The sequence below is a fragment of the Mesorhizobium sp. LSHC412B00 genome (genome assembly GCF_000503035.1).
Lineage (GTDB): Bacteria > Pseudomonadota > Alphaproteobacteria > Rhizobiales > Rhizobiaceae > Mesorhizobium.
The window spans coordinates 38,878-59,829 of sequence record NZ_AYWB01000011.1; the positions used below are offsets into that span (position 1 = coordinate 38,878).

General features: G+C 63.6%; 22 protein-coding genes and 2 pseudogenes. 9 read left to right on the forward strand and 15 right to left on the reverse strand.

The genetic code is table 11. From position 1 onward, the window contains the following. Positions 1 to 34 precede the first annotated feature (34 nt). Together X757_RS144980 and X757_RS144975 are read right to left on the reverse strand one after the other, a co-directional pair. Positions 35 to 1,102 (reverse strand): aldo/keto reductase, encoded by a 1,068-nt coding sequence (locus X757_RS144980; protein ID WP_023726911.1) that lies wholly within the window; start codon positions 1,100 to 1,102, stop codon positions 35 to 37. 118 nt (positions 1,103 to 1,220) lie between these two features. Next, positions 1,221 to 1,763: a hypothetical protein gene (locus tag X757_RS144975; protein ID WP_245275084.1), complete on the reverse strand. Its 543-nt coding sequence runs from the start codon at positions 1,761 to 1,763 to the stop codon at positions 1,221 to 1,223. Positions 1,764 to 2,093: 330 nt separating this feature from the next. Here X757_RS144975 and X757_RS1000000166800 point away from each other — a divergent pair, with 330 nt between their 5' ends. Then, complete coding sequence (locus tag X757_RS1000000166800) at positions 2,094 to 2,258, forward strand: hypothetical protein (protein WP_023669070.1); 165 nt, start codon at positions 2,094 to 2,096, stop codon at positions 2,256 to 2,258. A gap of 75 nt (positions 2,259 to 2,333) precedes the next feature. Here the strand turns inward: X757_RS1000000166800 and X757_RS144970 are convergent, their stop codons facing one another. Then, positions 2,334 to 2,840, reverse strand: coding sequence for a DUF1993 family protein (locus X757_RS144970; protein WP_023669071.1), 507 nt, complete (start codon positions 2,838 to 2,840; stop codon positions 2,334 to 2,336). A 124-nt stretch (positions 2,841 to 2,964) separates the two neighbouring features. Here X757_RS144970 and X757_RS144965 point away from each other — a divergent pair, with 124 nt between their 5' ends. After that, positions 2,965 to 4,023, forward strand: a complete 1,059-nt coding sequence (locus X757_RS144965) for a DUF1176 domain-containing protein (protein ID WP_023726913.1) — start codon at positions 2,965 to 2,967, stop codon at positions 4,021 to 4,023. Between the two features lie 36 nt (positions 4,024 to 4,059). On the opposite strand, the gene X757_RS144960 is transcribed toward X757_RS144965, so the two are convergent. The 8 genes and pseudogenes from X757_RS144960 to X757_RS144930 all read right to left on the reverse strand — a co-directional run bounded on the left by X757_RS144960 (position 4,060) and on the right by X757_RS144930 (position 11,952). Then, positions 4,060 to 5,265 carry an epoxide hydrolase family protein gene (locus X757_RS144960; RefSeq protein ID WP_245263863.1) on the reverse strand — a complete coding sequence of 402 codons (1,206 nt, stop codon included), beginning with the start codon at positions 5,263 to 5,265 and terminating at the stop codon, positions 4,060 to 4,062. Positions 5,266 to 5,341: 76 nt separating this feature from the next. Next, entirely contained in the window at positions 5,342 to 6,259 is a 918-nt protein-coding gene (locus X757_RS144955) for an alpha/beta hydrolase (RefSeq protein ID WP_245275085.1), read from the reverse strand. 185 nt (positions 6,260 to 6,444) lie between these two features. Continuing rightward, positions 6,445 to 8,055, reverse strand: a complete 1,611-nt coding sequence (locus X757_RS144950) for an NTP transferase domain-containing protein (RefSeq protein WP_023726915.1) — start codon at positions 8,053 to 8,055, stop codon at positions 6,445 to 6,447. Further along, positions 8,052 to 8,756 carry an XdhC family protein gene (locus X757_RS144945; protein ID WP_023669076.1) on the reverse strand — a complete coding sequence of 235 codons (705 nt, stop codon included), beginning with the start codon at positions 8,754 to 8,756 and terminating at the stop codon, positions 8,052 to 8,054. Before X757_RS144945 ends, X757_RS144950 begins: the two co-directional genes overlap by 4 nt. Before the next feature lie 2 nt (positions 8,757 to 8,758). Beyond that, the gene (locus X757_RS144940; protein WP_023690176.1) at positions 8,759 to 9,097 is read right to left on the reverse strand and encodes an XdhC family protein; all 339 of its coding nucleotides are present in this window, start codon (positions 9,095 to 9,097) and stop codon (positions 8,759 to 8,761) included. Between the two features lie 57 nt (positions 9,098 to 9,154). Beyond that, a pseudogene (locus X757_RS01000000165030) lies at positions 9,155 to 10,494 on the reverse strand (VWA domain-containing protein). Between the two features lie 4 nt (positions 10,495 to 10,498). Beyond that, complete coding sequence (locus X757_RS144935) at positions 10,499 to 11,428, reverse strand: MoxR family ATPase (RefSeq protein ID WP_023690178.1); 930 nt, start codon at positions 11,426 to 11,428, stop codon at positions 10,499 to 10,501. After that, positions 11,425 to 11,952, reverse strand: coding sequence for a flavin reductase (locus X757_RS144930; protein ID WP_023690179.1), 528 nt, complete (start codon positions 11,950 to 11,952; stop codon positions 11,425 to 11,427). The genes X757_RS144935 and X757_RS144930 overlap by 4 nt, the downstream gene beginning before the upstream one ends. Before the next feature lie 180 nt (positions 11,953 to 12,132). Between X757_RS144930 and X757_RS144925 the strand changes: the two genes are divergently transcribed. Both X757_RS144925 and X757_RS144920 read left to right on the forward strand, forming a co-directional pair. After that, entirely contained in the window at positions 12,133 to 13,203 is a 1,071-nt protein-coding gene (locus tag X757_RS144925; RefSeq protein ID WP_023690180.1) for a branched-chain amino acid ABC transporter substrate-binding protein, read from the forward strand. Continuing rightward, on the forward strand, positions 13,203 to 14,222 hold the full coding sequence (locus X757_RS144920) for a P1 family peptidase (RefSeq protein ID WP_023726916.1): 1,020 nt from the start codon (positions 13,203 to 13,205) through the stop codon (positions 14,220 to 14,222). The genes X757_RS144925 and X757_RS144920 overlap by 1 nt, the downstream gene beginning before the upstream one ends. A gap of 7 nt (positions 14,223 to 14,229) precedes the next feature. On the opposite strand, the gene X757_RS144915 is transcribed toward X757_RS144920, so the two are convergent. Beyond that, on the reverse strand, positions 14,230 to 14,484 hold the full coding sequence (locus X757_RS144915) for a DUF2171 domain-containing protein (protein WP_023711484.1): 255 nt from the start codon (positions 14,482 to 14,484) through the stop codon (positions 14,230 to 14,232). A gap of 137 nt (positions 14,485 to 14,621) precedes the next feature. On the opposite strand from X757_RS144915, the pseudogene X757_RS01000000165035 reads away from it, so the two are divergent. The 4 genes and pseudogenes from X757_RS01000000165035 to X757_RS144900 all read left to right on the forward strand — a co-directional run bounded on the left by X757_RS01000000165035 (position 14,622) and on the right by X757_RS144900 (position 17,968). Next, positions 14,622 to 15,349 (forward strand): annotated as a pseudogene (locus X757_RS01000000165035) (DUF2259 domain-containing protein). Positions 15,350 to 15,405: 56 nt separating this feature from the next. Then, positions 15,406 to 15,870, forward strand: coding sequence for a hypothetical protein (locus X757_RS144910; RefSeq protein ID WP_023726917.1), 465 nt, complete (start codon positions 15,406 to 15,408; stop codon positions 15,868 to 15,870). A 59-nt stretch (positions 15,871 to 15,929) separates the two neighbouring features. Further along, positions 15,930 to 17,231: an adenylosuccinate lyase gene (purB, locus tag X757_RS144905; protein ID WP_023726918.1), complete on the forward strand. Its 1,302-nt coding sequence runs from the start codon at positions 15,930 to 15,932 to the stop codon at positions 17,229 to 17,231. Between the two features lie 8 nt (positions 17,232 to 17,239). Further along, positions 17,240 to 17,968, forward strand: coding sequence for a metallophosphoesterase (locus X757_RS144900; RefSeq protein WP_023726919.1), 729 nt, complete (start codon positions 17,240 to 17,242; stop codon positions 17,966 to 17,968). Between the two features lie 15 nt (positions 17,969 to 17,983). Here X757_RS144900 and X757_RS144895 read toward each other — a convergent pair whose 3' ends face one another. Then, positions 17,984 to 18,799, reverse strand: coding sequence for a VOC family protein (locus tag X757_RS144895; RefSeq protein ID WP_023726920.1), 816 nt, complete (start codon positions 18,797 to 18,799; stop codon positions 17,984 to 17,986). 194 nt (positions 18,800 to 18,993) lie between these two features. Here X757_RS144895 and X757_RS144890 point away from each other — a divergent pair, with 194 nt between their 5' ends. Further along, positions 18,994 to 19,548: an alpha/beta hydrolase gene (locus X757_RS144890; protein ID WP_023669089.1), complete on the forward strand. Its 555-nt coding sequence runs from the start codon at positions 18,994 to 18,996 to the stop codon at positions 19,546 to 19,548. Between the two features lie 19 nt (positions 19,549 to 19,567). On the opposite strand, the gene X757_RS144885 is transcribed toward X757_RS144890, so the two are convergent. Together X757_RS144885 and X757_RS144880 are read right to left on the reverse strand one after the other, a co-directional pair. Then, the gene (locus tag X757_RS144885) at positions 19,568 to 20,341 is read right to left on the reverse strand and encodes an HpcH/HpaI aldolase/citrate lyase family protein (RefSeq protein WP_023669090.1); all 774 of its coding nucleotides are present in this window, start codon (positions 20,339 to 20,341) and stop codon (positions 19,568 to 19,570) included. Positions 20,342 to 20,468: 127 nt separating this feature from the next. Next, positions 20,469 to 20,789 (reverse strand): DUF1476 domain-containing protein, encoded by a 321-nt coding sequence (locus tag X757_RS144880; protein WP_023669091.1) that lies wholly within the window; start codon positions 20,787 to 20,789, stop codon positions 20,469 to 20,471. Positions 20,790 to 20,952: the final 163 nt, after the last annotated feature.

Here is a 20,952-nt window from a genome sequence, read left to right on the forward strand (position 1 = left end):
GTCTTTGCTCGGCAATTCCGGCCAAACGGTCTGCTTATGGGCACGGATTGCCGACGCGCTGGTGGATCGCATCCACGCCCTTCTGCATCTCGTCGGTCCAGGTCACATCGGCTGACGACAGCGCCATCTCAAGCTGGGCAATGGTCGTCGCGCCGATGATGCTGGACGTGACGAAAGGCCGGCTGGCGACATAGGCGTTGGCAAACAGCGCCGGCTCGAGGCCGAAGGAGCGCGCCAGCTCATTGTATTCGAGCTGTGCCTCCGCCGCATTCGGCGTCTCGTAGCGCTGGCCGCGGTTGAAGAGCTGCGAGCGCGAACCCTGCGGCCGTGCGCCATGGTCGTATTTGCCGGTGAGATAGCCCTGCGCCAGCGGCGAATAGGCGAGAAAGCCGACATCCTCGCGTTCGCAGGCCTCGGCGAGGTTCGCCTCGAACGTGCGGTTGACCAGATTGTAGGCGTTCTGCAGCGAAACGACGCGCGGGCCGACGCCCTTGTCGGCCTCGGCAATGAAGCGCATGACGCCCCAGGAGCTTTCGTTCGACAGGCCGAGATGGCGGATCTTTCCTGCCTTCACCAGTTCATCGAAGACAGCCAGCGTCTCGGCGATCGGCGTCTCGCCGGGCGGCGCGCCAACGGCATCGGCACGGCGCGGCACAGCACCCACGCGGGTCGGGTTGGCGCCCCAGGGGATGTCGCGCTCCGGCCAATGGATCTGATAGAGATCGAGATAGTCGGTGCCGAGCTTGGCCAGCGATTTGTCGATGGCGTCAAAGATGTCGGCGCGCACCAGCTTCGACGGGCGGCCGCCACGAAACCAGCTGTTGGCGGTGCGGCCGACCACTTTCGAGGCCAGGATGACCTTGTCGCGGTTGCCCTTGGCCTTCATCCAGCTGCCGATGAACTTCTCCGTCCGCCCCTGCGTTTCCTCTTTGGGCGGGATCGGGTAGAGCTCGGCGGTGTCGATGAAATTCACGCCGCGCTCAAAAGCCAGATCCATCTGCGCGTGGCCATCGGCTTCGGTGTTCTGCTCGCCCCAGGTCATCGACCCCAGGCAGATCTGGGTAACAAGAAGATCGGTCCGACCGAGACGGCGTTTGTGCATGGAATTTCTCCGGCGGGAATGCTGGGCGCGACAGCGCGGGAAGGAAGTCGCATCTATAGGGAAAGCGGCGCCGCTCTCCAACCCTCAGCGGACCGACTTTTGCGTGAAGGAGGAAAAGTTAGCGCCTTGCGCCGGCCAGCGCGCGCCGCTTGGCCTCATCGATCAGCATATTGGCCACCTGCATGCGGATCATGGCGCGCTGGCGCAGATGCGGCGCGACGCGGTCGGGGTGGTTGGCGAAGGCGAAGCTGCGGCGCATGCGGCCGAGATCGGCGTTCTTGACGGGATGATCGAGGCCGAGCTCGACGGCGATCGCGTCAGGGTCGATCGGCGGCAGCTTTTCCTCGGGCTTTGCCTCCTCGCCGGCCAGCGCCAGCTTGGCATGATCGAGAAGGGCCGCGAATTCTGCGGCCAGATCGGCTCCCGCCTCGCGGTATTCGGCGGCGAATGTTTCGCCCGAGACCTTGATGCGGCCGGAATGAAGCTCGTCGGCCACGGAGAGATAGTCGAACGGGATCGACGGCCGGGCGCTCGTCTCTTCCGCCGCCTCATCCTTGTCGGAGGCAACGAACAGATCGTCGAGCAAGGAAGCGAAATCCCGCTTGGCGCCGATGTCAGCCTCCCCCTCGTTTAAGCGTGCGAACAGAGCCGGTCGCAGCATAGAACCGGCTCGTTAAAAATGAATGCCGCTGATCTTAACCAGTTTAGGCGTTTGCGAGGTTTGGGCGGGCCCGGTTGGCGATGCGCAAGACCCAACAAAAAGCCGGACTGCATTTGCATGCAGTCCGGAAATTCGCCAGGAGTGGCGAGGAAAAGCCGGCCATGTGCCAGCGTCTATGCATACGGTGGGGATGCGCCACAAGTTTCAGCGCACGCGGCAATTGTGCCGAAAAAAATTCGCTTGGCATGGCTGCCATGCAAATGCTGCACTGCACAATCTTCACAATTTTCCTATATTCGGCGCCGTGGAGGATCAACAAGGGGCCGAATCATGGGGTTCTTCACTGAAATGTTTGCCCGTCCGCGTCCGCAGGAGCATCAGCGTTATCGTTCCGCCCTGGCACTGCTGCACGCGATGAGCAATGCCGACCGCGCCGACATCGGCGTCAAGCCGGCCGATTTCCCACGCATCGCGCGCGAAATGTCACTGCGTTGAGTAAGCCTTGGCGCTGAACCAGCGTCATACGAAGTTTCCCGGCAGCGGCCGGGAAACCTCGCAACGCGCAATTCGTCAACGATTACCGAGATAGGCGCCCTTGGTCAGCGGCACGCCATTGTGGCGCAGGATGTCGTAGGCGGTGGTCACGTGGAAATAGAAGTTGGGCATGGCGACATGCAGCAGATACTGCATGCCGGGCATCGAGGCTTCGCGCTGGCCAAACTTCAGTTCGACCACCCTTTCATCCGAACCATCGAATTCGGCGGCCGAGAATGACGCCAGCAGATCGAGCGTCTTGGTCAGGCGCGCCTGAAGCTCGGCGAAGGTCGCTTCATTGTCTTCGTATTTCGGCACCTCGCGACGGGCCAGCCGTGATGGCGCGCCCTTGGCGTGGTCGGTGGCGACCTGCACCTGCCTGACCAGCGCGTACATGTCGGGCGCCAACCTCGCGGTCAAAAACACCTGCGGGTCGATCTTGCGCTCGGTTGCATTCTGTTCGGCCGCCGACAGCACGCCGGACAGCGCCTTCAGCCTGGCCGAAAACACCGGCACCGAGGCTTCATACATCGATAGTGTCACGTTCAAATCTCCATTGCGGCTGAAGCGCCGACGGCGGGACGTAGCGCCTTCCCGGAGGATTTTTCAAGCGTCACCACGTCGCCGCAATCGATGTGATAGAATCCTGTCGTGGTGGAGATCCCCGATGAGACTTGTCTTTCTGGCAGCGACCGCTTTTTTCTCCCTTGCTGTATCCAGCCAAGCTTTGTTGGCCGATGATGACCCGGCGACCGATGACCAGGCACCTTATGTCGACGACAGGTCGGATGCCGCAGCGGTGGTCCGTTCGCTCTACAGTGCCATCAACCGGCACGAATTCGCCCGCGCCTGGGCTTACTACGGCGATACCAAGCCGGCAAAGGATTTCGACACTTTCGTCAAGGGCTATGACGGCACCGACAAGGTCGACGTTGAAACCGGCGCCATTTCCGATGAAGGTGCCGCCGGCAGCATCTATTACAGCGTCCCGGTGGCCATCCGCGCCACCGACAAGGACGGCAAGGAAGCAGTCTTCGCCGGCTGCTACACGCTGCGCCAGGTCAGCGCTCAGATCCAGGCCCCGCCGTTCCGACCGATCTTTATCGACAAGGGCGCGCTGAAGCCATCCAAGGCCGATTTCGAGGGGGCGCTGCCGCCAAGCTGTGGTGACGGGCCGCCGCCGCCGAAGAAGGACACCGCACTCGAGCACGTGAAGAAACTGTTCGCCGCTGATTATGGCGATCAGTGTGACAAGCAATTTCTCGGCGAGGAGCCGAACATCTTTTCGATCAAATACAAGGCAAAGGACGCGGCTGCCAGCGATCCCGACAAGGAAACGCGGCTTTTCGAGTTCTACTGCCAAGCGGCAGCCTATAACGCAAGTTCGGTCTACTACATGACCGACGAAGTATCGGGCGTGCGGCAGTTGCAGTTCACCGAGCCCGAAATGGATATCCGTTACGAGAACAATGACAGCGACGGCAAACTGCTGGGCATGGATATCATCGGCTTCCGCACATCCGGCTGGGCGGCCAATTCCGAATATGACGAAGACGCCAAGACGCTGACCACGTTCAACAAATGGCGCGGCATCGGCGACGCCTCGGACAAGGGGATATACCTGTTCCGTAACGGCGATTTTTCCCTCGTCCAATATGATGTGGACGCGTCTTACGATGGCGAGGAGAACCCGCAGACGGTGGTCGACTACAACACCGCGCCGTAGGGATCTTATCAGGAACCGCCGCGCTCAAGCAGTCCTTCACATTCGCCTTCTCGTTTCAGGCCGGGAACGCATCGGCCGGAAGAAGGCGCGAATGTCCTCGACCAGAAGACTCGGTTCCTCCAGCGCAGCGAAATGGCCCCCTCGCGGCATCGATGTCCATCGCTGAACGTCAAAGACCCGCGCCACCCAGGATCGAGGCGGCATCGGCAACTCGCGAGGGAAAAGCGCTACCCCAAATGGCGGCGAAACGCGTTCCAGCGTCTCGAACGCAAGAGGGAACAGTCGATTCTCCTTGTAGAGCCGCAAGGACGAGGTGAGCGCGTTGCTGAACCAATAGAGAGAAACATCCGTAAGGAGCGTGTCCATGCCGAAGGTGCGCTCCACGTCACCGTCGCAATCGCTCCAGCTACGGAACTTCTCGATCATCCAGGCTGCGAGACCGATCGGCGAGTCTGTCAGAGCATAAGCAAGCGTCTGAGGCTTCGTGCCCTGCAGATGGGCATAGGCGCCCTCCGTTGCCGTCCAGGCCGCGGCCTTTTCCAGAAAGGCCTGCTCCTCAACGGTGACAGGTGGCAGACCTGCACCCAAGGGTGGCCGATAGCTCCCGGGAATGTAATTGACGTGGACGCCAAGCACGCTTTCGGAATGGAGCCGTGCCATCCAGGCGGAAACGCCCGCGCCGATGTCGCCTCCTTGGGAAGCGAAGCGGTCGTAGCCGAGCCCGCGCATCAACTGTACCCATAACTCCGCGATGCGGCCGGAATGGAAGCCTGGTTCCGTCGGCGCCTGGGAAAAGCCGTATCCGGGCAAGGAGGGAACTACCACGTGGAAAGCGTCGGCCGGGTCACCACCATGGGCAGCTGGGTCTGCCAGCAATGGAATGACGTGTTCCATTTCGATGAACGAGCCGGGCCAGCCATGCGTTATGATCAGCGGCAGCGGCGCCGGTCCGTTGCCTGGCTGGTGGACAAAGTGGACATCTAGGTTGTTCAGCCTCGTCAGATATTGCGGCAGCCGGTTCAGCCGCTCCTCTTGCACTCTCCAGTCGAAGCGGTCTCGCCAGTAATCCGCAAGGCGTTTGATGAACGGCAGCTCGGCCCCATCGCTCCAGCCCGCTTCGCTTAGCGGAATTGGCCATCGTGTTGCGCTAAGCCGGCGCTGGAGATCTTCAAGTTGTTCGTTCGGAATTTGGATCTTGAAGGGGTGAGCGTCCATCGCTGTGCTTCCGATCTGTTGGATCATATCAGCCTACACCAGTAAGAGGATATCGGCCGAACCACGATCACCAAAACCAACGGGCACCTCTGGGCGATATGCCTCAAGGCGCCTTCGACAGCATCCAGTTCAGCGTTTGGCGCCAGTCCACCATGCGGATCGGCGTGCCGTGGGTGCCGGTCTCGAACCGGACGAACCGGGTCGGATAGGGATAGGCTTTGGAACTCGCAATGATGGAACGGAAGAAGGCTTCCTGCTTCTCCACGGGAAAGACCGGGTCCTTGCTGCCCTGGCCGAAGAACACCGGCACGTGACGCCTGTAAGCCGGGCTCGACAGGAAACTGTCATCCCATAGCGAGCCGAGCAGCAGCAGCCCGTTGATGCGCCGTCCCGTATCGTTGCGGCCGGCCAGCTTCCAGCACAGCGCGCCGCCCATCGAGCCACAGGCGACGAAGATTTTCGCGTCCGGCGAGGCCTCGGCATAATGGCCGATCAGCGCCGCGACCTGGGCCGCGCCCTTGTCGCCGAAATCGGTGAAATCGGGTGAGAGATAGAGGCCGCCATTGCCGGCCATCAGGTTCTTGATTCGGTTGAAGTTGCCGCCGAAGGTGAAGTCGTCGACGCCCTGCTTGCGGCTGCCGCCCTGCCCGTGCAGGTAAAGCACGATGATGCCGGCGCCCTCGGTCTTGCCGACAGCGACATGCCTGACATCGCCGGCATCGGTTTTCAGCAGCAGGTCCTGCTGCACCTTGCGCACGCCGACATCGACATACTTAGCCTGCACCCGGCGCTCCGGCACCTGGTCGCGGGCGTTGATGTCGCGCAGCTCCTGGTAGTCGATGATCGTGTAGGCGCCTTTGTCCGTGGACGAGAGCGTCGCCGGATAGGCGAAGAGATCGTCCTTGTAGGGTTTTAGCTCGAGCGCGTCGGCGTGGGCGGCAGAGAACAGGAAAAAGAGCGAAATCAGAAGGCTATGGAGCGCGGCCGCCCCCCTCTGGCCTGCCGGCCATCTCCCCCTCAAGGGGGGAGATTGGATATCACGCCGCCTTCCGCCAATCTTCAAAGCTGCAGGATAGACGCCGCCATCGAGGCTGCTGATCTCCCCCCTTGAGGGAGAGATGGCCGGCAGGCCAGAGGGGGGTAGAAGCGCTGAGGCAAGTAAAGAGAGAGCCATGTTAAAGGCATGCGTTTTTCGGCTTCGCTTTGTCAATCCTGCAGCACGCCGCCGGCGTCTTCCAGCGCCTCGCGGGTGTCGACATCGATCGACGCGCCGTCGCCGATCTCGACGTCGATGACATCCAGTCCCTCGGCCTCGACCAGATGGCGGGCGCCGGTGTCGCCCTCGAGGTGAGCGATGCCTCCAAACAGCGCGCGTGGCAGCAGCACCGGATTGCCGCGGCGGCCGTCATGGGCGGCACGCACCACTGAGCGGCCGCCGTCCCTACGGAAGGCCTCGATCAACCGGTCGAGATCGGCCGATGAGATACCCGGCATGTCGCCGAGTACGATCATGGCGCCGGCCGCCTCGGCTCCAACGCGGGCAATGCCGGCTTTTAGAGACGAGGACAGGCCGTCGGCAAAATCCGGATTGTCGGCGAAGATCACGTCGAGGCCGGTCAAGGCTTGGTGCACCCGCTCACGCTGGTGGCCGGTGACGACAACGGTGCTGGTTGCCTTCGAGGCCAGTGCGCGCTCGACTGTCCGGCGCACCAGCGGTTTGCCGTCGAACAGCGCCAGAAGCTTGTTCGGCCCGCCCATGCGGCTGGAGCGACCGGCGGCCAGAAGCACGATCTCGACCTTCAGCCCGGCTCTCGCCGGCAGCGGCTCGCGCGGCTGCGGCCGGGTCGGGATTTCCATCAAGAGGCCGCCAACGCCCATGCCGGCGATGTCCTTGGCGGTGACGTCGAGGCCGGCGATCAGCCTGTCGAGCACCCAATCGAAACCGTTCTCCTTGGGGCTGCGGGCGCAACCGGGCGCGCCGATGACGCGCTTGCCGTCGAGCGTGCCCAGCACCAGCAGATTGCCGGGATCGACGGGCATGCCCGCGCGGATCACCGTGCCACCTGCTGCCTCGATCGCCGCCGGAACGACATCGTTGAAATCGCTCATCGCCGAGGCGCCGAAGATCACCACCATGTCGTTGTCGCGCGCCAGCGCGGCCGCTGCCTCGGCTACAGGCGCGATCTCGTGCGGCGTGCGGCGCTCCGTCGTCAGCCGGCCGCCGGAGCGTGCCAGCCGGGCCTCGGTGACGCGCAGCGTCTTGTCGAGCACGCTGGCCTTAATGCCGGGCAGCATCGTCTGAATGACGCCGATGCGCACCGGATGGTAGGCGTTGACGGCGAAGATCTCGCCGCCGGCGCAGATCTTCGTCACCTTGTCGACCAGAGCCGTGGCAACAGCGAACGGGATGATCTTGACCGTCGCCACCATTTGCCCCGTCTCGACAGGTGCGTGCTGCGCCAGCGTGGCGATGGTGATGGTCGGGTCGACCGCATTGATGGCGTCGATCATGGCGGCATCGACGGTGAAGAGACCGGCGGCCTTGGCATGGAGGTTGACGCGGCCGGTCGCGGCCGGTTTTGCCTCGATGTTGCGGTGGGCCATGCTGGCAGCAATCTTTTCGGCCGCCGCATCCTCGCTGAGGTCATCGGCGGCAAGCACCGCCACGACGATCTCGGTAATGCCGGCCGCCTTCAGCACCGCCACGTCCTGCGTGCTCAGCCTGTGCGCCTTGCGGAAACGCCGCTCGCCCGCCGTCGTGGCATGCGCCAGCACCGCGCCTTGCGCCTGATCGATCGGGATCGGCCCGAACTTCACGCCGCCGCGCCTTTGGCTTCGAGACCGCGCGAGCGAAAGGCGTGGATCGTCTGCGCCAGGATGGCGACGGCGATCTCGGCCGGGCTCGCCGCGCCAATGTCGATACCGATCGGTGCGTGGATGCGGGCGATCTGGTCGGCGCTGGCGCCGAGCGCCAGCAGGCGCTCGACGCGCCTGGCGTGTGTTTTGCGGCTGCCGAGTGCGCCGACATAGAAACAGTTGGCGTCGAGCGCGGCCTTCAGTGCGAAATCGTCGATCTTCGGATCATGGGTGACGGCGGCCAGCGCCGTATAGCTGTCGAGCGGCTGGCGTTTCAGCACATCCTCCGGCCATTCGGCATGGAGTGCTACATCGGGAAAACGGTCCGGGGTGGCGAAGGCGGTGCGCGGATCGACGATCTCCAGGGGATAGCCGGCGATCCTGGCCATCGGCGCCAGCGCCTGACTGATATGGACGGCGCCGACTACCACCAGGCGCGGCTGCGGCAAATGCGCGTTGAGGAAGAAGGTGCGCCCTTCAGCCTCGACCGAACCCGAATTGCCGGTGCGGAAAGCCTTGGCGATCGCTTGGCCGAGATCGCCGGCAACCTGGTCGCCTTCTCGCACGATGCGGTCGCGGCCGTCGCCGAGATCGGTCACCAGGATCGCCGCACGGCGGGCACGGCGTTCGGCATTGAGGGCTTTGAGAGCGTAGGGATCCATGCCTAACCGAGCCGCTCCACATAGACCTTGATGCGGCCGCCGCAGGATAGGCCGACCTGCCAGGCGGTTTCGTCGGCAACGCCGAATTCCAGCATCTTGGCTTTCCCCGAGTCGATGACGTCGATCGCCTCGCTCACCACCGCGCCCTCGACGCAACCGCCCGAGACCGAGCCGTGGAAATTGCCTTCGGCGTCGATGATCAGATGGCTACCGACCGGCCTCGGCGCCGAACCCCAGGTCTCGACCACAGTGGCGATGGCGACATCCTTGCCGTCCTTCATCCAGCCTTCCGCGATGATCAAGGGGTCGCGGGCCTCATCGAGATAGATGCTGTTGTCCATGATCGCTTGCCTCAAAGTCTGTTTTCTCTGGGAGCCTGTTTTCGGAATCCAATATGGCTATGCGGCGCGCCTGACACCAGCGTCCTGCCAGCGACGCGGATCGACCGAAGCGGCGGATTTCTTGTCCAGCGAGGCGCAGAGGTCGGCCAGCGCATCGAGATTGTGTACCGAGCGGAACTCGTCGACATGAGGCAGCATCGCCTTGACGCCGCGGGCGCGGGCCTCGAAACCGTCAAAGCGCAGCAACGGGTTGAGCCAGATCAGCCGCCGGCAGGATTTGTGCAGGCGATCCATCTCCTCCGACAGGCCGGAAACATCGTCGCGCTCCAAACCGTCGGTGATCAAAAGCACCACCGCGCCCTGCCCGAGCACGCGGCGTGACCAGTGCTTGTTGAACTCCGCCAGCGTATCGCCGATGCGGGTGCCGCCCGACCAGTCCTTCACCGCCGCCGAGCAGTCGGCAAGGGCGGCATCGGGGTCGCGATGGCGCATCTGCCGCGTGAGATTGGTCAGTCGCGTGCCGAAGACGAAGGTGTGCACGCGCCGCCGTTTTTCGGTCAGCGCATGCAGAAAGTGCAGGAAGATGCGCGTGTACTGGCTCATCGAACCGGAGATATCGGCGAGAACCACCAGCGGCGGATGCACTTCGCGGGCTGAGCGGAATTTCGGCAGGATCAGTTCGCCGCCGGTGCGCGCGGCCGAGCGCATCATGGCGCGTGGATCGATACGGCGGCCATGCAGGTCTGNATCAGTTCGCCGCCGGTGCGCGCGGCCGAGCGCATCATGGCGCGTGGATCGATACGGCGGCCATGCAGGTCTGCCTTGAAGCGTCGGGTACGGACCATGTCGAACGGCAGCCGCAGCCGGGCAATCGCCTTCTTGGCGTCTGCCATCTCGTCGGCATTCATCTGGGCAAAGTCCTTGCCGCGCAGCACTTCATTCCCGGAGAAGGTTAGCCGGGCGTCGACTTCGATCTCCGGGATTTCCCTGACCGGCCGATTCTTCTCGTGGCCTTCGAACATGGCCTGGCTGACGCGATTTTCTGCCGCGCGCGGCTTTTGCTTCTCCCTGGTGTCGGGCGCCACAGGCGAGAACATCGCCAGAAGTTTCTCGATCAGCTCGCGCGATTTCCAGAACAGCCGGAAGGCTTCGTCGAAAACAGGGTGATCCTCGTGCCGCGACACCAGCACGGCATGCAGCGTCCAGTAGAAATCGTCGCGCGAACCGATGCCGGCTGCCAGCACCGCCTCGATCCCATCCTTGACCGAAGCCGGCCCGACCCGCATGCCGGATTTGCGCAAGGTGCGGGCGAAATAGACGATGTTGTCGGCGATGCGCCCGTCTTCCGTCGCCTCTCTGGGGTCGGTCTCTTTGGGGTAAGCACCCGGCGCCTTCACTGCCCTACTCCGCAGCCGCCAGTTCGGCCTTGACCTCATCGAGGATGCGCCGGCCCTCGCCCGCGCCGATGCGGGCAATGTCGTCCTGGTATTTCAACAAAACGCCGATCGTGTCGGAGACGGTTTCGGGATCGAGCGCCACCTTGTCGAGTTCGGTCAGCGCGCCGGCCCAGTCGATGGTTTCGGCGACACCCGGCGCCTTGAACAGCTCGACCCGGCGCAGCTTCTGGATGAACGACACCACTTCCGCGGAAAGTCGGCTGTTGGCCTGCGGCACCTTGCGGCGCACGATCTCCAGCTCGCGCTCGGCATTGGGATAGTCGACCCAGTGATAGAGGCAGCGCCGCTTCAGCGCGTCGTGGATTTCGCGGGTGCGGTTGGTGGTGATGATGACGATCGGCGGCTCCTCCGCCTTGATGGTGCCGAGCTCAGGCACCGTCACCTGGAAGTCGGACAGGATTTCGAGCAGGAATGCTTCGAAAGCCTCGTCGGTGCGGTCGAGCTCATCGATCAGGAACACCGGGGCCGCACCCGCCATGCCGGTCAGCGCATCGAGCACCGGGCGGCGGATCAGGTATTTTTCGGAAAAGACATTGCGCTCCATGTCGGAGCGGTCGACCGAGCCTGCCGCCTCCTCCATGCGGATCTCTATCATCTGCGCGGCGTAATTCCACTCATAGACAGCGGACGAGACGTCGAGCCCTTCATAGCATTGCAGGCGGATCAGCCGGCGGCCGAGTGCCTGCGCCAGCACCTTGGCGATCTCGGTCTTGCCGACGCCGGCCTCCCCTTCAAGGAACAGCGGCCGCTGCATGCGCAGGGACAGGAACAGCACCGTTGCCAGCGAGCGGTCCGCGACGTAGTCCGCGCTGGTCAGGAGATCGAGCGTTTCGTCGATCGTCCGCGGCTCGGGGCGCGGTTTCAGCTCGGTCATTCTTTCTCCGTTGCCGCCTCTGCTCCGCTCTGCAGCACGTGGTAGTCGCGGGCGTGGTAGATCAGCGGCCGCAAATTATCGCCCATGCGCAGGCCTGTCACCTTGCCAAAAAGCACACGATGGGTGGCGAGATCCTTGGTGTCGATCAATTCGCAGTCGAAAACCGCAAGAGCGCCCTTCAGGGTAGGCGCGCCCGTCGATATGACATCCCACTCGCCAAGCGCGAAACGCTCATCGGCCGACAGCCCGGTCAGGCCTGAAAACGCCACCGATAGGGGCTGCTGGTGCGAAGCCAGCGTGTTCAGCGCAAACCGGCCGTTTTGCACGAACAGCTCGTTCTTGGCATTCTCGCGGTTGAGACAGACGAGAACCGTCGGCGGCGTGTCCGACACCGAACAGGCGGCAATCACCGTCGTGCCGCGTTTGCCGGCGGGCCCGTCGGTGGTAACCACATGGACGTGGCCGGCAAAATGCGCCATCGCGTCGCGATAGGCCTGAGGCCCTATGTCGTTCAACTTCAACACCGATGATTTTCCATAAGCGGGAATCCAAGCGTTATATATGGCGGCACACAATAGGCCACAAGCGAAGTGGTTGACGCCAATCCGCAAATTCCCGTGTTGCGCCTGGGGCGGGCAGCCTTTAGGTCTTGGCGGAAGAGACGCTGGAAGCATGCGACCGGCACGGAGGAATTCGTCGTCAGAATGCGACCCCCAACAGCTGTAATAGCGGCACTGCTCTGGCTGCTGCCGGCAAGCGCCGGCGCGCAGACTTTGCTTGTCGGCGTCGCCGCACCCCTGTCCGGTCCGTCGGCGATCCTGGGCAAGCAGATTGAGGCGGGTGCTGCCCTGGCAGCAGAAGCCAACGGCGCCGAGATCAGGACGGTCGACGATGCCTGCACAGCCGATGGCGGCGCCGCCGCCGCGAGGGAGTTCGCGGCGGCGAAGGTCAAGGTCGTCGTCGGCTTCCTCTGCACCGAGGCGATCCATGCGGCGCTGCCGATCCTCAAGGACGCTGACATACCGGTCATCACCGTTGGCGTGCGCACCGAAAGCCTGACCGATCGCCGCGCCAAAACCGGCTGGCCGGTCTATCGGCTGGGGCCGCGCGGCGATGACGAGCGCAATGCGGTGGCCGCCATCCTGACCCGGCTGTGGCAGAGCGAATTGTTCGCCATCGTCGATGACGGCACCATCTATGGCCGCGAAATCGCCGAGACGCTGCGCGCCGCAGCGGAGCAGGCAGCGCTGAAGCCGGTCTTCACAGACACGTTCCGGCCGCAGCTCGACAACCAGATCGGGCTGATCGGGCGGCTGAAGAAGGCGGGCGCCACGCATGTCTTTGCCGGTGGCGACGGCGACGACATCGCCATTATGGGCCGCGACGCCGGCCAGCTCGAGGCCGGCATTGTCTTTGCCGGCGGCGAGAATTTGCGCACGCCACCCGGCGATGTGCCTTACGCCGTCGGCACGCTGATGATCGCGCCGCCGGAATGGGCCGATGTCGCCGATCCCAAGGTGCTGGCGGCGTTTACGGCCAAAAACATCGCGCCGGATGGCTATGCCTTGCCGGCCTATGCGGCGGTGGAGATTGCCAAGGCGGCCTCGGCCGCGCCCGAGACCTCGGGCAAGGGGCTGGCCGACGCGCTAACCGGGAACGATTTCACCACCGCGATCGGCCCGCTGCGGTTCGACGACAAAGGCGATCTGAGCCAAAACCTCTATCGCGCCTTCCGCTTCGACGGGACGCGTTTCGTGCCGGCGGAGACGAACTGATGTTTCGCACCGGGCCGCGCAATCTGATCACCGATGTCGCCGGCCTGCGCGTCGGCAACGCGTCGGACGCCAGGCTGAAATCGGGCGTCACCACCGTATTGTGCGACGAACCGGCGGTCGGTGGCGTGCAGATCCTCGGCGGCGCGCCGGGCACGCGCGAGACCGACCTGCTCGAACCGCACAATTCCATCGAGGCGGTTCATGCCGTCGTGCTGTCGGGCGGCTCGGCCTTCGGCCTCGACGCCGCCTCCGGCGTTCAGGCAGCGCTGCGCGAAAAAGGCATTGGCGTCGATGTTGGCGGCTTTCGCGTGCCGATCGTGCCGGCGGCGATCCTGTTCGACCTGCGCAATGGCGGCGACAAGGATTGGGGCCGTTATCCTCCCTACCGCGACCTCGGCTACGAAGCCGCCCAGGCGGCAACAGTCGACTTTCCGCTCGGCACAATCGGCGCCGGCACCGGCGCGCTAAGCTCCGGGCTGAAGGGCGGCCTCGGCTCGGCCTCGACCGTGCTCGACAGCGGCGTCACCATCGGCGCACTGGCCGCCGCCAACCCGACCGGCTCGGTGACGATTGCGCGTACACGCTATTTCTGGGCGGCGCCATTCGAGATCGGCGATGAATTCGGAGGCCTCGGCTATCCCTCGCCGATGCCGGACGACGCCAGGCGGATCCTGTTGAAATACCGCAACAAGCGTGTCGGTGGACAAGCCGAGGCCGGAGGCAACACCACCATCGCCGTCATCGCCACCGACGCCGTGCTGACCAAGGCGGCAGCCAAGCGGCTGGCCATTTCAGCGCATGACGGCTTCGTGCGCGCCATCTGGCCCGTGCACACGCCGGCTGACGGCGATCTGGTGTTCGCGCTGGCGACGGGCAAGAGCGGCATAGAACTCAGCGCCGACGATGCCGTCGATTTCTTTGCCGCCGCCGGCGCCACCATGGCGCGCGCCATCAGCCGCGGCATCCATGCCGCGACGCCGGCCGAAGGCGATCTGTTTGCGGTGTGGTCGTCGCGCTGACTTTCAATCAGGTCGGGTCGGACTCTTCTTCCTCGAAGCTGACCGCGACATCCGAATTTGCCGACAGCCAGACTTTCTGGCCCTCGACCTCGGCAAGCAGGCTCAAGGGAATGTAGTGGTGATGCCCCTGATGGGCGCCCTCGCCGCTGTCGGCCTTGGTCAACTTGATCCGCTCGCCATCGACCCGGTCGACGGTGCCGATGTGAACGCCGTCGGCGCCGATCACTTCCATATGCTCGCGAATCTTGCTGGCCTCATTCATGGGGTGTTCTCCTTTTGAAAACGATCGACGATAACAAACAGAGGCGAAATTGGATGCATCGCCTTTTGAATAGCACGATGTTTTGACTGTCTCGTGATAGGGAACGATCGAACCAGGGCAGGCGGAGCGGAACCCCGATGCGAAATCTCGTCCTGATTGGCGTTTGCCTGCTGGTCCATCTGGCATCCGCCATGGCCGCCCGAGCGGGCGATGTCGCCGAGCTTGAAATCCTCGGCTTCAGCAAGGATGGCAGCGTCTTCGCCTTCGAGGAATATGGTGTGGCAGACGGTTCGGGCTTTCCCTATGCCAATCGCTACTACATCAACACCGCCGACGACACGTTCCTGAAGGGCACGCCAATCCGGGTCCGGCTGGAGGATGAGACCGCCTCGCTCGAGACGGCCCGTCAGCAAGCCAAGCAAAAAGGCGAAGCAATCATTGCCCAGGCCGAGCTTACCGCCAACCGCGGCATCACCGCCGGCTTCAACCCGGTGACCGAATTGTCGGCCGACCCGTTCCGCATGGTGGTGAACCCACGGCCGATCTTTTCGCCGGTCGACCCGCCGCTGGAATTCCGGCTGGACGAGATCGGCATGAATGACACCGAAAGCTGCCAGAGCCAGGGCGAGGTCAACGGTTTTCGCCTGCTGCGGATCGAGGCCAGGGATGGCGGCCGGACCCATCTGCTGCATGAGGATAAATCGATCCCGAAAAGCCGTGGCTGCCCGAACGGCTACAGGATCGGCGCGGTGCAGACGTTCTCGATGGACAGCATCAGCGCCTATGCGGTGCTGATCGCGGTGCGCCAATACGGCTTCGAAGGGCGCCGGATTTTCGCTGGATCGCCGTGACCGGACGCCTGTGACAGCGCTCGATCAATCCAGCTGGCGCAAGCGCGCCGGAAATCGCGTCAGCCGCGCCATACCATCGACGGGCGCGGCGCTTGTCGGCGCCTTGCTGTGGGCGATGGCCATGGGCGCCAGCGCGCTGACCGGTCTTTGGCTCGACAATTGGGAGACCCCGGAAAAGATCCGCTTCGTCGCCCTGCTGTTTGCGACCGGCGCGGCATTGGCCTTTCCCGTCGGGTTGTTCGCGGCGCGGCTGGTCTCGCTCGACCGGCACTGGGAAGTGGCGTTCGCCGCCGCCTTCGTCTGCCTGCTTGCCACGACGCTCGCCTTCACCGGCGGGTTGTTTGCGCTGCAATACCGCTCCTACTATGCCGAATGGCACGCGGAGGCCTTCACCGCCCGGTGGGCGTTCGAACTGGTCTTCACCTCGCTGACGGCGCTCTACCAATTCGTGGTGCTGGGTATCAGGCTCTATTTTCCGCTCGGATTCATCGCGCTTGCCGCCGCCAGCGTGTGGTTTGCGCGCCAGCAGCGTTGAGCATTCGGTCCGCCTCTGTTAGGACGCGCACTTAACCACGGACACATCAGGACTGACGGATGATCCCTCGCTATTCCCGGCCGGAAATGGTCGCCATCTGGTCGCCGGAAACCCGCTTCCGCATCTGGTTCGAAATCGAGGCCCATGCCTGTGATGCGCTGGCTGAGCTCGGCGTCATCCCCAGGGAAGCCGCCAAGACCATCTGGGAAAAGGGCAATGCGGCAAAATTCGACGTCGGCAAGATCGACGAGATCGAGGCCGTCACCAAGCACGACGTCATCGCCTTCCTCACCCATCTCGCCGAATTCGTCGGGCCGGATGCGCGTTTCATCCACCAGGGCATGACCTCGTCAGATGTACTCGACACCTGCCTTGCGGTGCAGCTCGGCCGCGCCAGCGATATCCTGCTGGCCGACCTCGACGGCCTGCTCGCCGCGCTGAAGCGCCGGGCCTTCGAGCACAAGGACACCGTCACCATCGGCCGCAGCCACGGCATCCACGCCGAGCCGACCACCTTCGGCGTCAAGCTGGCGCAGGCCTATGCCGAGTTCTCACGCTGCCGCGAGCGGCTGGTGCACGCGCGAGAGGATATTGCCACCTGCGCTATCTCGGGCGCGATCGGCACCTTCGCCAACATCGACCCTTATGTCGAAGAGCATGTGGCGAAAAAGCTTGGGCTGAAGCCGGAACCGGTGTCGACGCAGGTCATCCCGCGCGACCGCCACGCCATGTTCTTTGCCACGCTCGGGGTCATCGCCTCGTCGGTCGAGCGGCTGGCGACCGAGATCCGCCATCTGCAGCGCACTGAGGTGCTGGAAGCGGAAGAGTATTTTTCGCCGGGCCAGAAGGGCTCGTCGGCAATGCCGCACAAGCGCAACCCGGTGCTGACTGAAAACCTCACCGGCCTTGCCCGCATGGTGCGGTCCATGGCCTTGCCGGCAATGGAGAATGTGGCGCTCTGGCACGAGCGCGACATTTCGCATTCCTCGGTCGAGCGCATGATCGGCCCGGACGCCACGGTAACACTCGATTTCGCGCTGTCGCGGTTGACCGGCGTCATCGACAAATTGCTGGTCTATCCCGACAACATGCTGAAGAACATGAACAAGTTCCGTGGCCTTGTGCATTCGCAGCGCGTGCTTTTGGCGCTGACGCAAGCCGGCGTCAGCCGCGAGGACGCCTACCGCCTGGTGCAGCGCAACGCCATGAAGGTATGGGAACAAGGCGCTGATTTTCTTGAAGAATTGTTGGGTGACAAGGAAGTCACCGCAGCGCTGCCCGAAGCCGAGATCCGCGAGAAATTCGACCTGGGCTATCACACCAAGCATGTCGACACGATCTTCAAGCGGGTTTTCGGATAGGTTTTTCGATGCGGCTGGCCGTCCTTTCCGACATCCATGGGAATCTGCGCGCGCTTGAGGCGGTTCATGCGCAGATCAAAGACGCTTCTCCCGACATCATCGTCAATCTGGGCGATTGTCTTTCCGGGCCGCTATGGCCTGAAGAAACCGCGCAATATCTGATGGCGCAGAACTGGCCGACCGTGCGCGGCAATCACGACCGTGTGCTGATCGAGCCGCCTGCTTCCGGGTTGGAAGACGTCGATGCTTTCACCCACCAACGCCTCTCTGAGACATCCCTGACCTGGCTCTCGGCCTTGCCGGTCACCCTGTCGCCTGCCCCGGACATCCTGCTGTGCCATGGCAGCCCGAGTGACGACAACGTGTTCCTGCTTGAGGAAGACGGAGGCAGCCACTTCCACCCCTCCAATGAAAAGCAGATCAGGCACAAGCTCGGCAGCGCCGGCGCCGGGCTGACCTTGTGCGGCCATACACATACGCCGCGCGTTGTGCGTTTGTCGGACAACCGGACAATCCTCAATCCGGGCAGCGTCGGCGTCCAGGCATTCCCCGGCCTGACCGTGACCGGCAGTCCGCATGCCCGCTACGCCCTCGCTACGCGCAAGGACGGACAATGGTTTTTCAGCCATCACGTGGTCAATTATGACTGGACCGAGGCGTCCACCCGCGCGACAGCCACCGGCTTCGACAGCTGGGCGCATGGGCTGCTGACGGGCTACGCCGCCAATTCCTTGTAAGAACCGAGCGGGCGCTCAGCCGGCGGCGCCCGGCACGGTGCGGATCACCGTGCCCCACGGATCTTCCCGCGTGGTTTCAGCGGTTGTCCTGTCCGAGCGCATCTCGACCCAGGCCAGCCCTGAGCGGGACGGATCGCGGCGCCCGGCGCCGGCGCTGTGCCACGAATTGCCACCGATATGATGGTGGTAGCCTCCCGACGACAGGAACACCGCCTGCCCTCCATACTTAGCGACCGTGTCGAAGCCAAATTCGTCGTGCCACCAGGCCTCGGCATCTTCCGGCCGGCCGACGCGCAGATGGACATGGCCGACAATGCTGTTTTGCGGCGCGCCCTGCCAGCCGGCGTCACCGGCCGGCACGCTGCCAACCACGGCAGCCAGGTTCAGCCGCTCGGTCGCCATGGCGATCTTGTCGCCGTTCCACTTCCACTCCTGCGGCAGACGGTCCCTATAGATTTCAATGCCGTTGCCTTCGGGGTCGGTCAGGTAGAGAGCCTCGCTGACCAGATGGTCGGAGGCGCCCTCGATGCGGATCTTGTTGGCGGCGGCGTGGTTTATCCAGCGGCCGAGATCGGCGCGGCTGGGCAGCAGGAAAGCGGTGTGGAACAGGCCGGCGCTGCGCGGATCGTCGGGCTTGGCCGCTGCATCAGGCTCGATCACCAGCAGCGGGCGCTCGGCAGCGCCCAGCGTGATGGCGCCATCGGCGCGGCTCAATTCCTGCAGGCCGACAACAGCCCGGTAGTAATCGGCAAGTCCTTCGGCGTCGCGCGCCTTCAGGCCCACGCGTGACACGCTGACGGGGGTCGTCGCGGCAAAAGGCAGTTCGCTCATAAAACTCTCCGTTCAGCGCATTATCCCAGGCCGCGCCACCAGTCTATTCTGTCGTCCATCTCTTCCTGCCTCAAATCGTCGATCCTGATCGTTCACACAAGATGGAAAGAATCGAACAGGTTGTTCACAATTGTGATGCACCGCATGCGTCAGCGCGGGTTGCACGAGACACGGCCGCTCGCTATCTCAGCGCCATGAAAGTCAAAGACGCAGATATTCTGATCGTGCCGGGCTACACCAATTCCGGCCCTGAACACTGGCAGACACGCTGGCAGTCGAAACTGTCGACAGCGCGTCGGGTCGAACAGGCGGAGTGGTCGAAGCCGGTGCGCGAGGACTGGACGGCGAGCGTGGCGAACGCTGTCAACGAGGCCGAGCGGCCGGTGGTGATCGTTGCCCATTCCCTGGGCGTGGCGGCCGCGGTGCAGGCCATTCCGCAGTTCAGGAAGCCGGTCGCCGGCGCGTTTTTTGTCGCGCCGCCCGACGTCGCCAACCCGGAGATAAGGCCGCGTCACCTGATGACCTTTGGTCCCTATGCGCGCGAACCGCTGCCCTTCCCGTCCATCGTCATCGCCAGCCGCAACGATCCGTTCTGCGCCTTCGAGGTTGCCGAGGACATTGCCGGCGCCTGGGGTTCGCTGTTCATCGATGCCGGCGAAACCGGTCACCTCAATGAGGATGCCGGCTTCGGCCCGTGGCCGGAAGGGTCGATGACCTTCGCCAAGTTCCTGACCGACCTCAAGGCCTGACCGGGCAAGGCACCACGCCTCAGCCCTTGATCGAATCGTTCATGCTTTTGATGAGTATCTTTGCGCCGAGCGAAATCAGCGCATGGTCCGAGCCCATCGCCAGCAGCCGGTAGCCCATCGCCACGACGCGGCCGGCAATCGCCGGCTCAACGACGTAGATCGCCGCATGCTTGCCCGCCTTGCGCGTCCGCTCGGCGATGGAGGCGACGGTTTCCATCATGCTTTCCAGCGTCGAATTGACGGTGGCGCCATTCGACCAGGCGATGGAGAAATCCGATGGGCCGAGGAAGATGCCGTCAATGCCCGGCGTGTCGAGGATGCCGTCCAGCGCATCGAGTGCGGCGCGCGTTTCGACCATGGCAAAGGCCATGGTGCGTTGATTGGTGTCGCGCAGCCATTCGGCGTGGTCGCCTTTGCCATGGCGCGGAAAAGCATAGGTCGGGCCCCAGGAGCGCTCGCCCATCGGCGGATATTTCATCGCCGCGGCAAAGAGTTTTGCATCGGCCACCGAATTCACCATCGGTGCAATCACCGCCTCGGCACCGAAATCGAGGGCGCGGCTGGCCATGTCGAAGCGGCCGACCGGAATGCGCACCAGCGCCGGCTTGTTGGCGGCCAGCACCGGCACCAGGCCGCGCAAGACCGAGTCTTCGTGGTGTCCGCCATGCTGCATGTCGAGCGTGACGGCGTCAAAACCCTGCTTGGCGATGATTTCGACCGTCAAAGCGTCCGGAACGCCGGACCAGGCGGTGAACAGCGTTTCATCCGCCGCCAGGCGTGACTTCAGGGACATGGGTGCTTTCCTCGTTGGGTAGAGCCTTGTAACAGGCCTACGCACAGTTTCAGCCGGAAAAGGCTGAAAAGGCAAAGAAAAACCGCCCGGCTGGACCGGGCGGTCGATTGGTCCAGCGCTACTCGCTCTAGGTGTTCTTGATCTGCTCGATCGCCTGCGCCATCAGTTCGTCCATGGTGCGGCGGATCTGGTGATCCGACTGGTCGACGCCGGCGGCGTCGAAATCCTTGCGGATCTTGCGGAATACGTCGTGATCGCCAGCTTCCTCGATGTCGGAAACCACAACTTCCTTGGCATAGGCGTCGGCGTCAGTGCCGGACTTGCCCAGCTTTTCGGCTGCCCACAGGCCAAGCGCCTTGTTGCGGCGTGCCGAAGCCTTGAAGCGAAGTTCTTCGTCGAAGGCGAATTTGCGCTCAAAACCCTCTTCGCGGTCTTTCATGCTGCTCATGGCTTCCCTCCGATGAAATCGATTCGCGTTGGTGATGGATATGTGTGCTGCCGCAGCACAAACCAAAAGGGCGCGGGCCGGTCAATATGCTACATCGCTTGCTGCGCTGCGGCATTTCATTCCTGAAAGCGGTCGATCGAAAGGATTTGCCGATTGAGCAAAC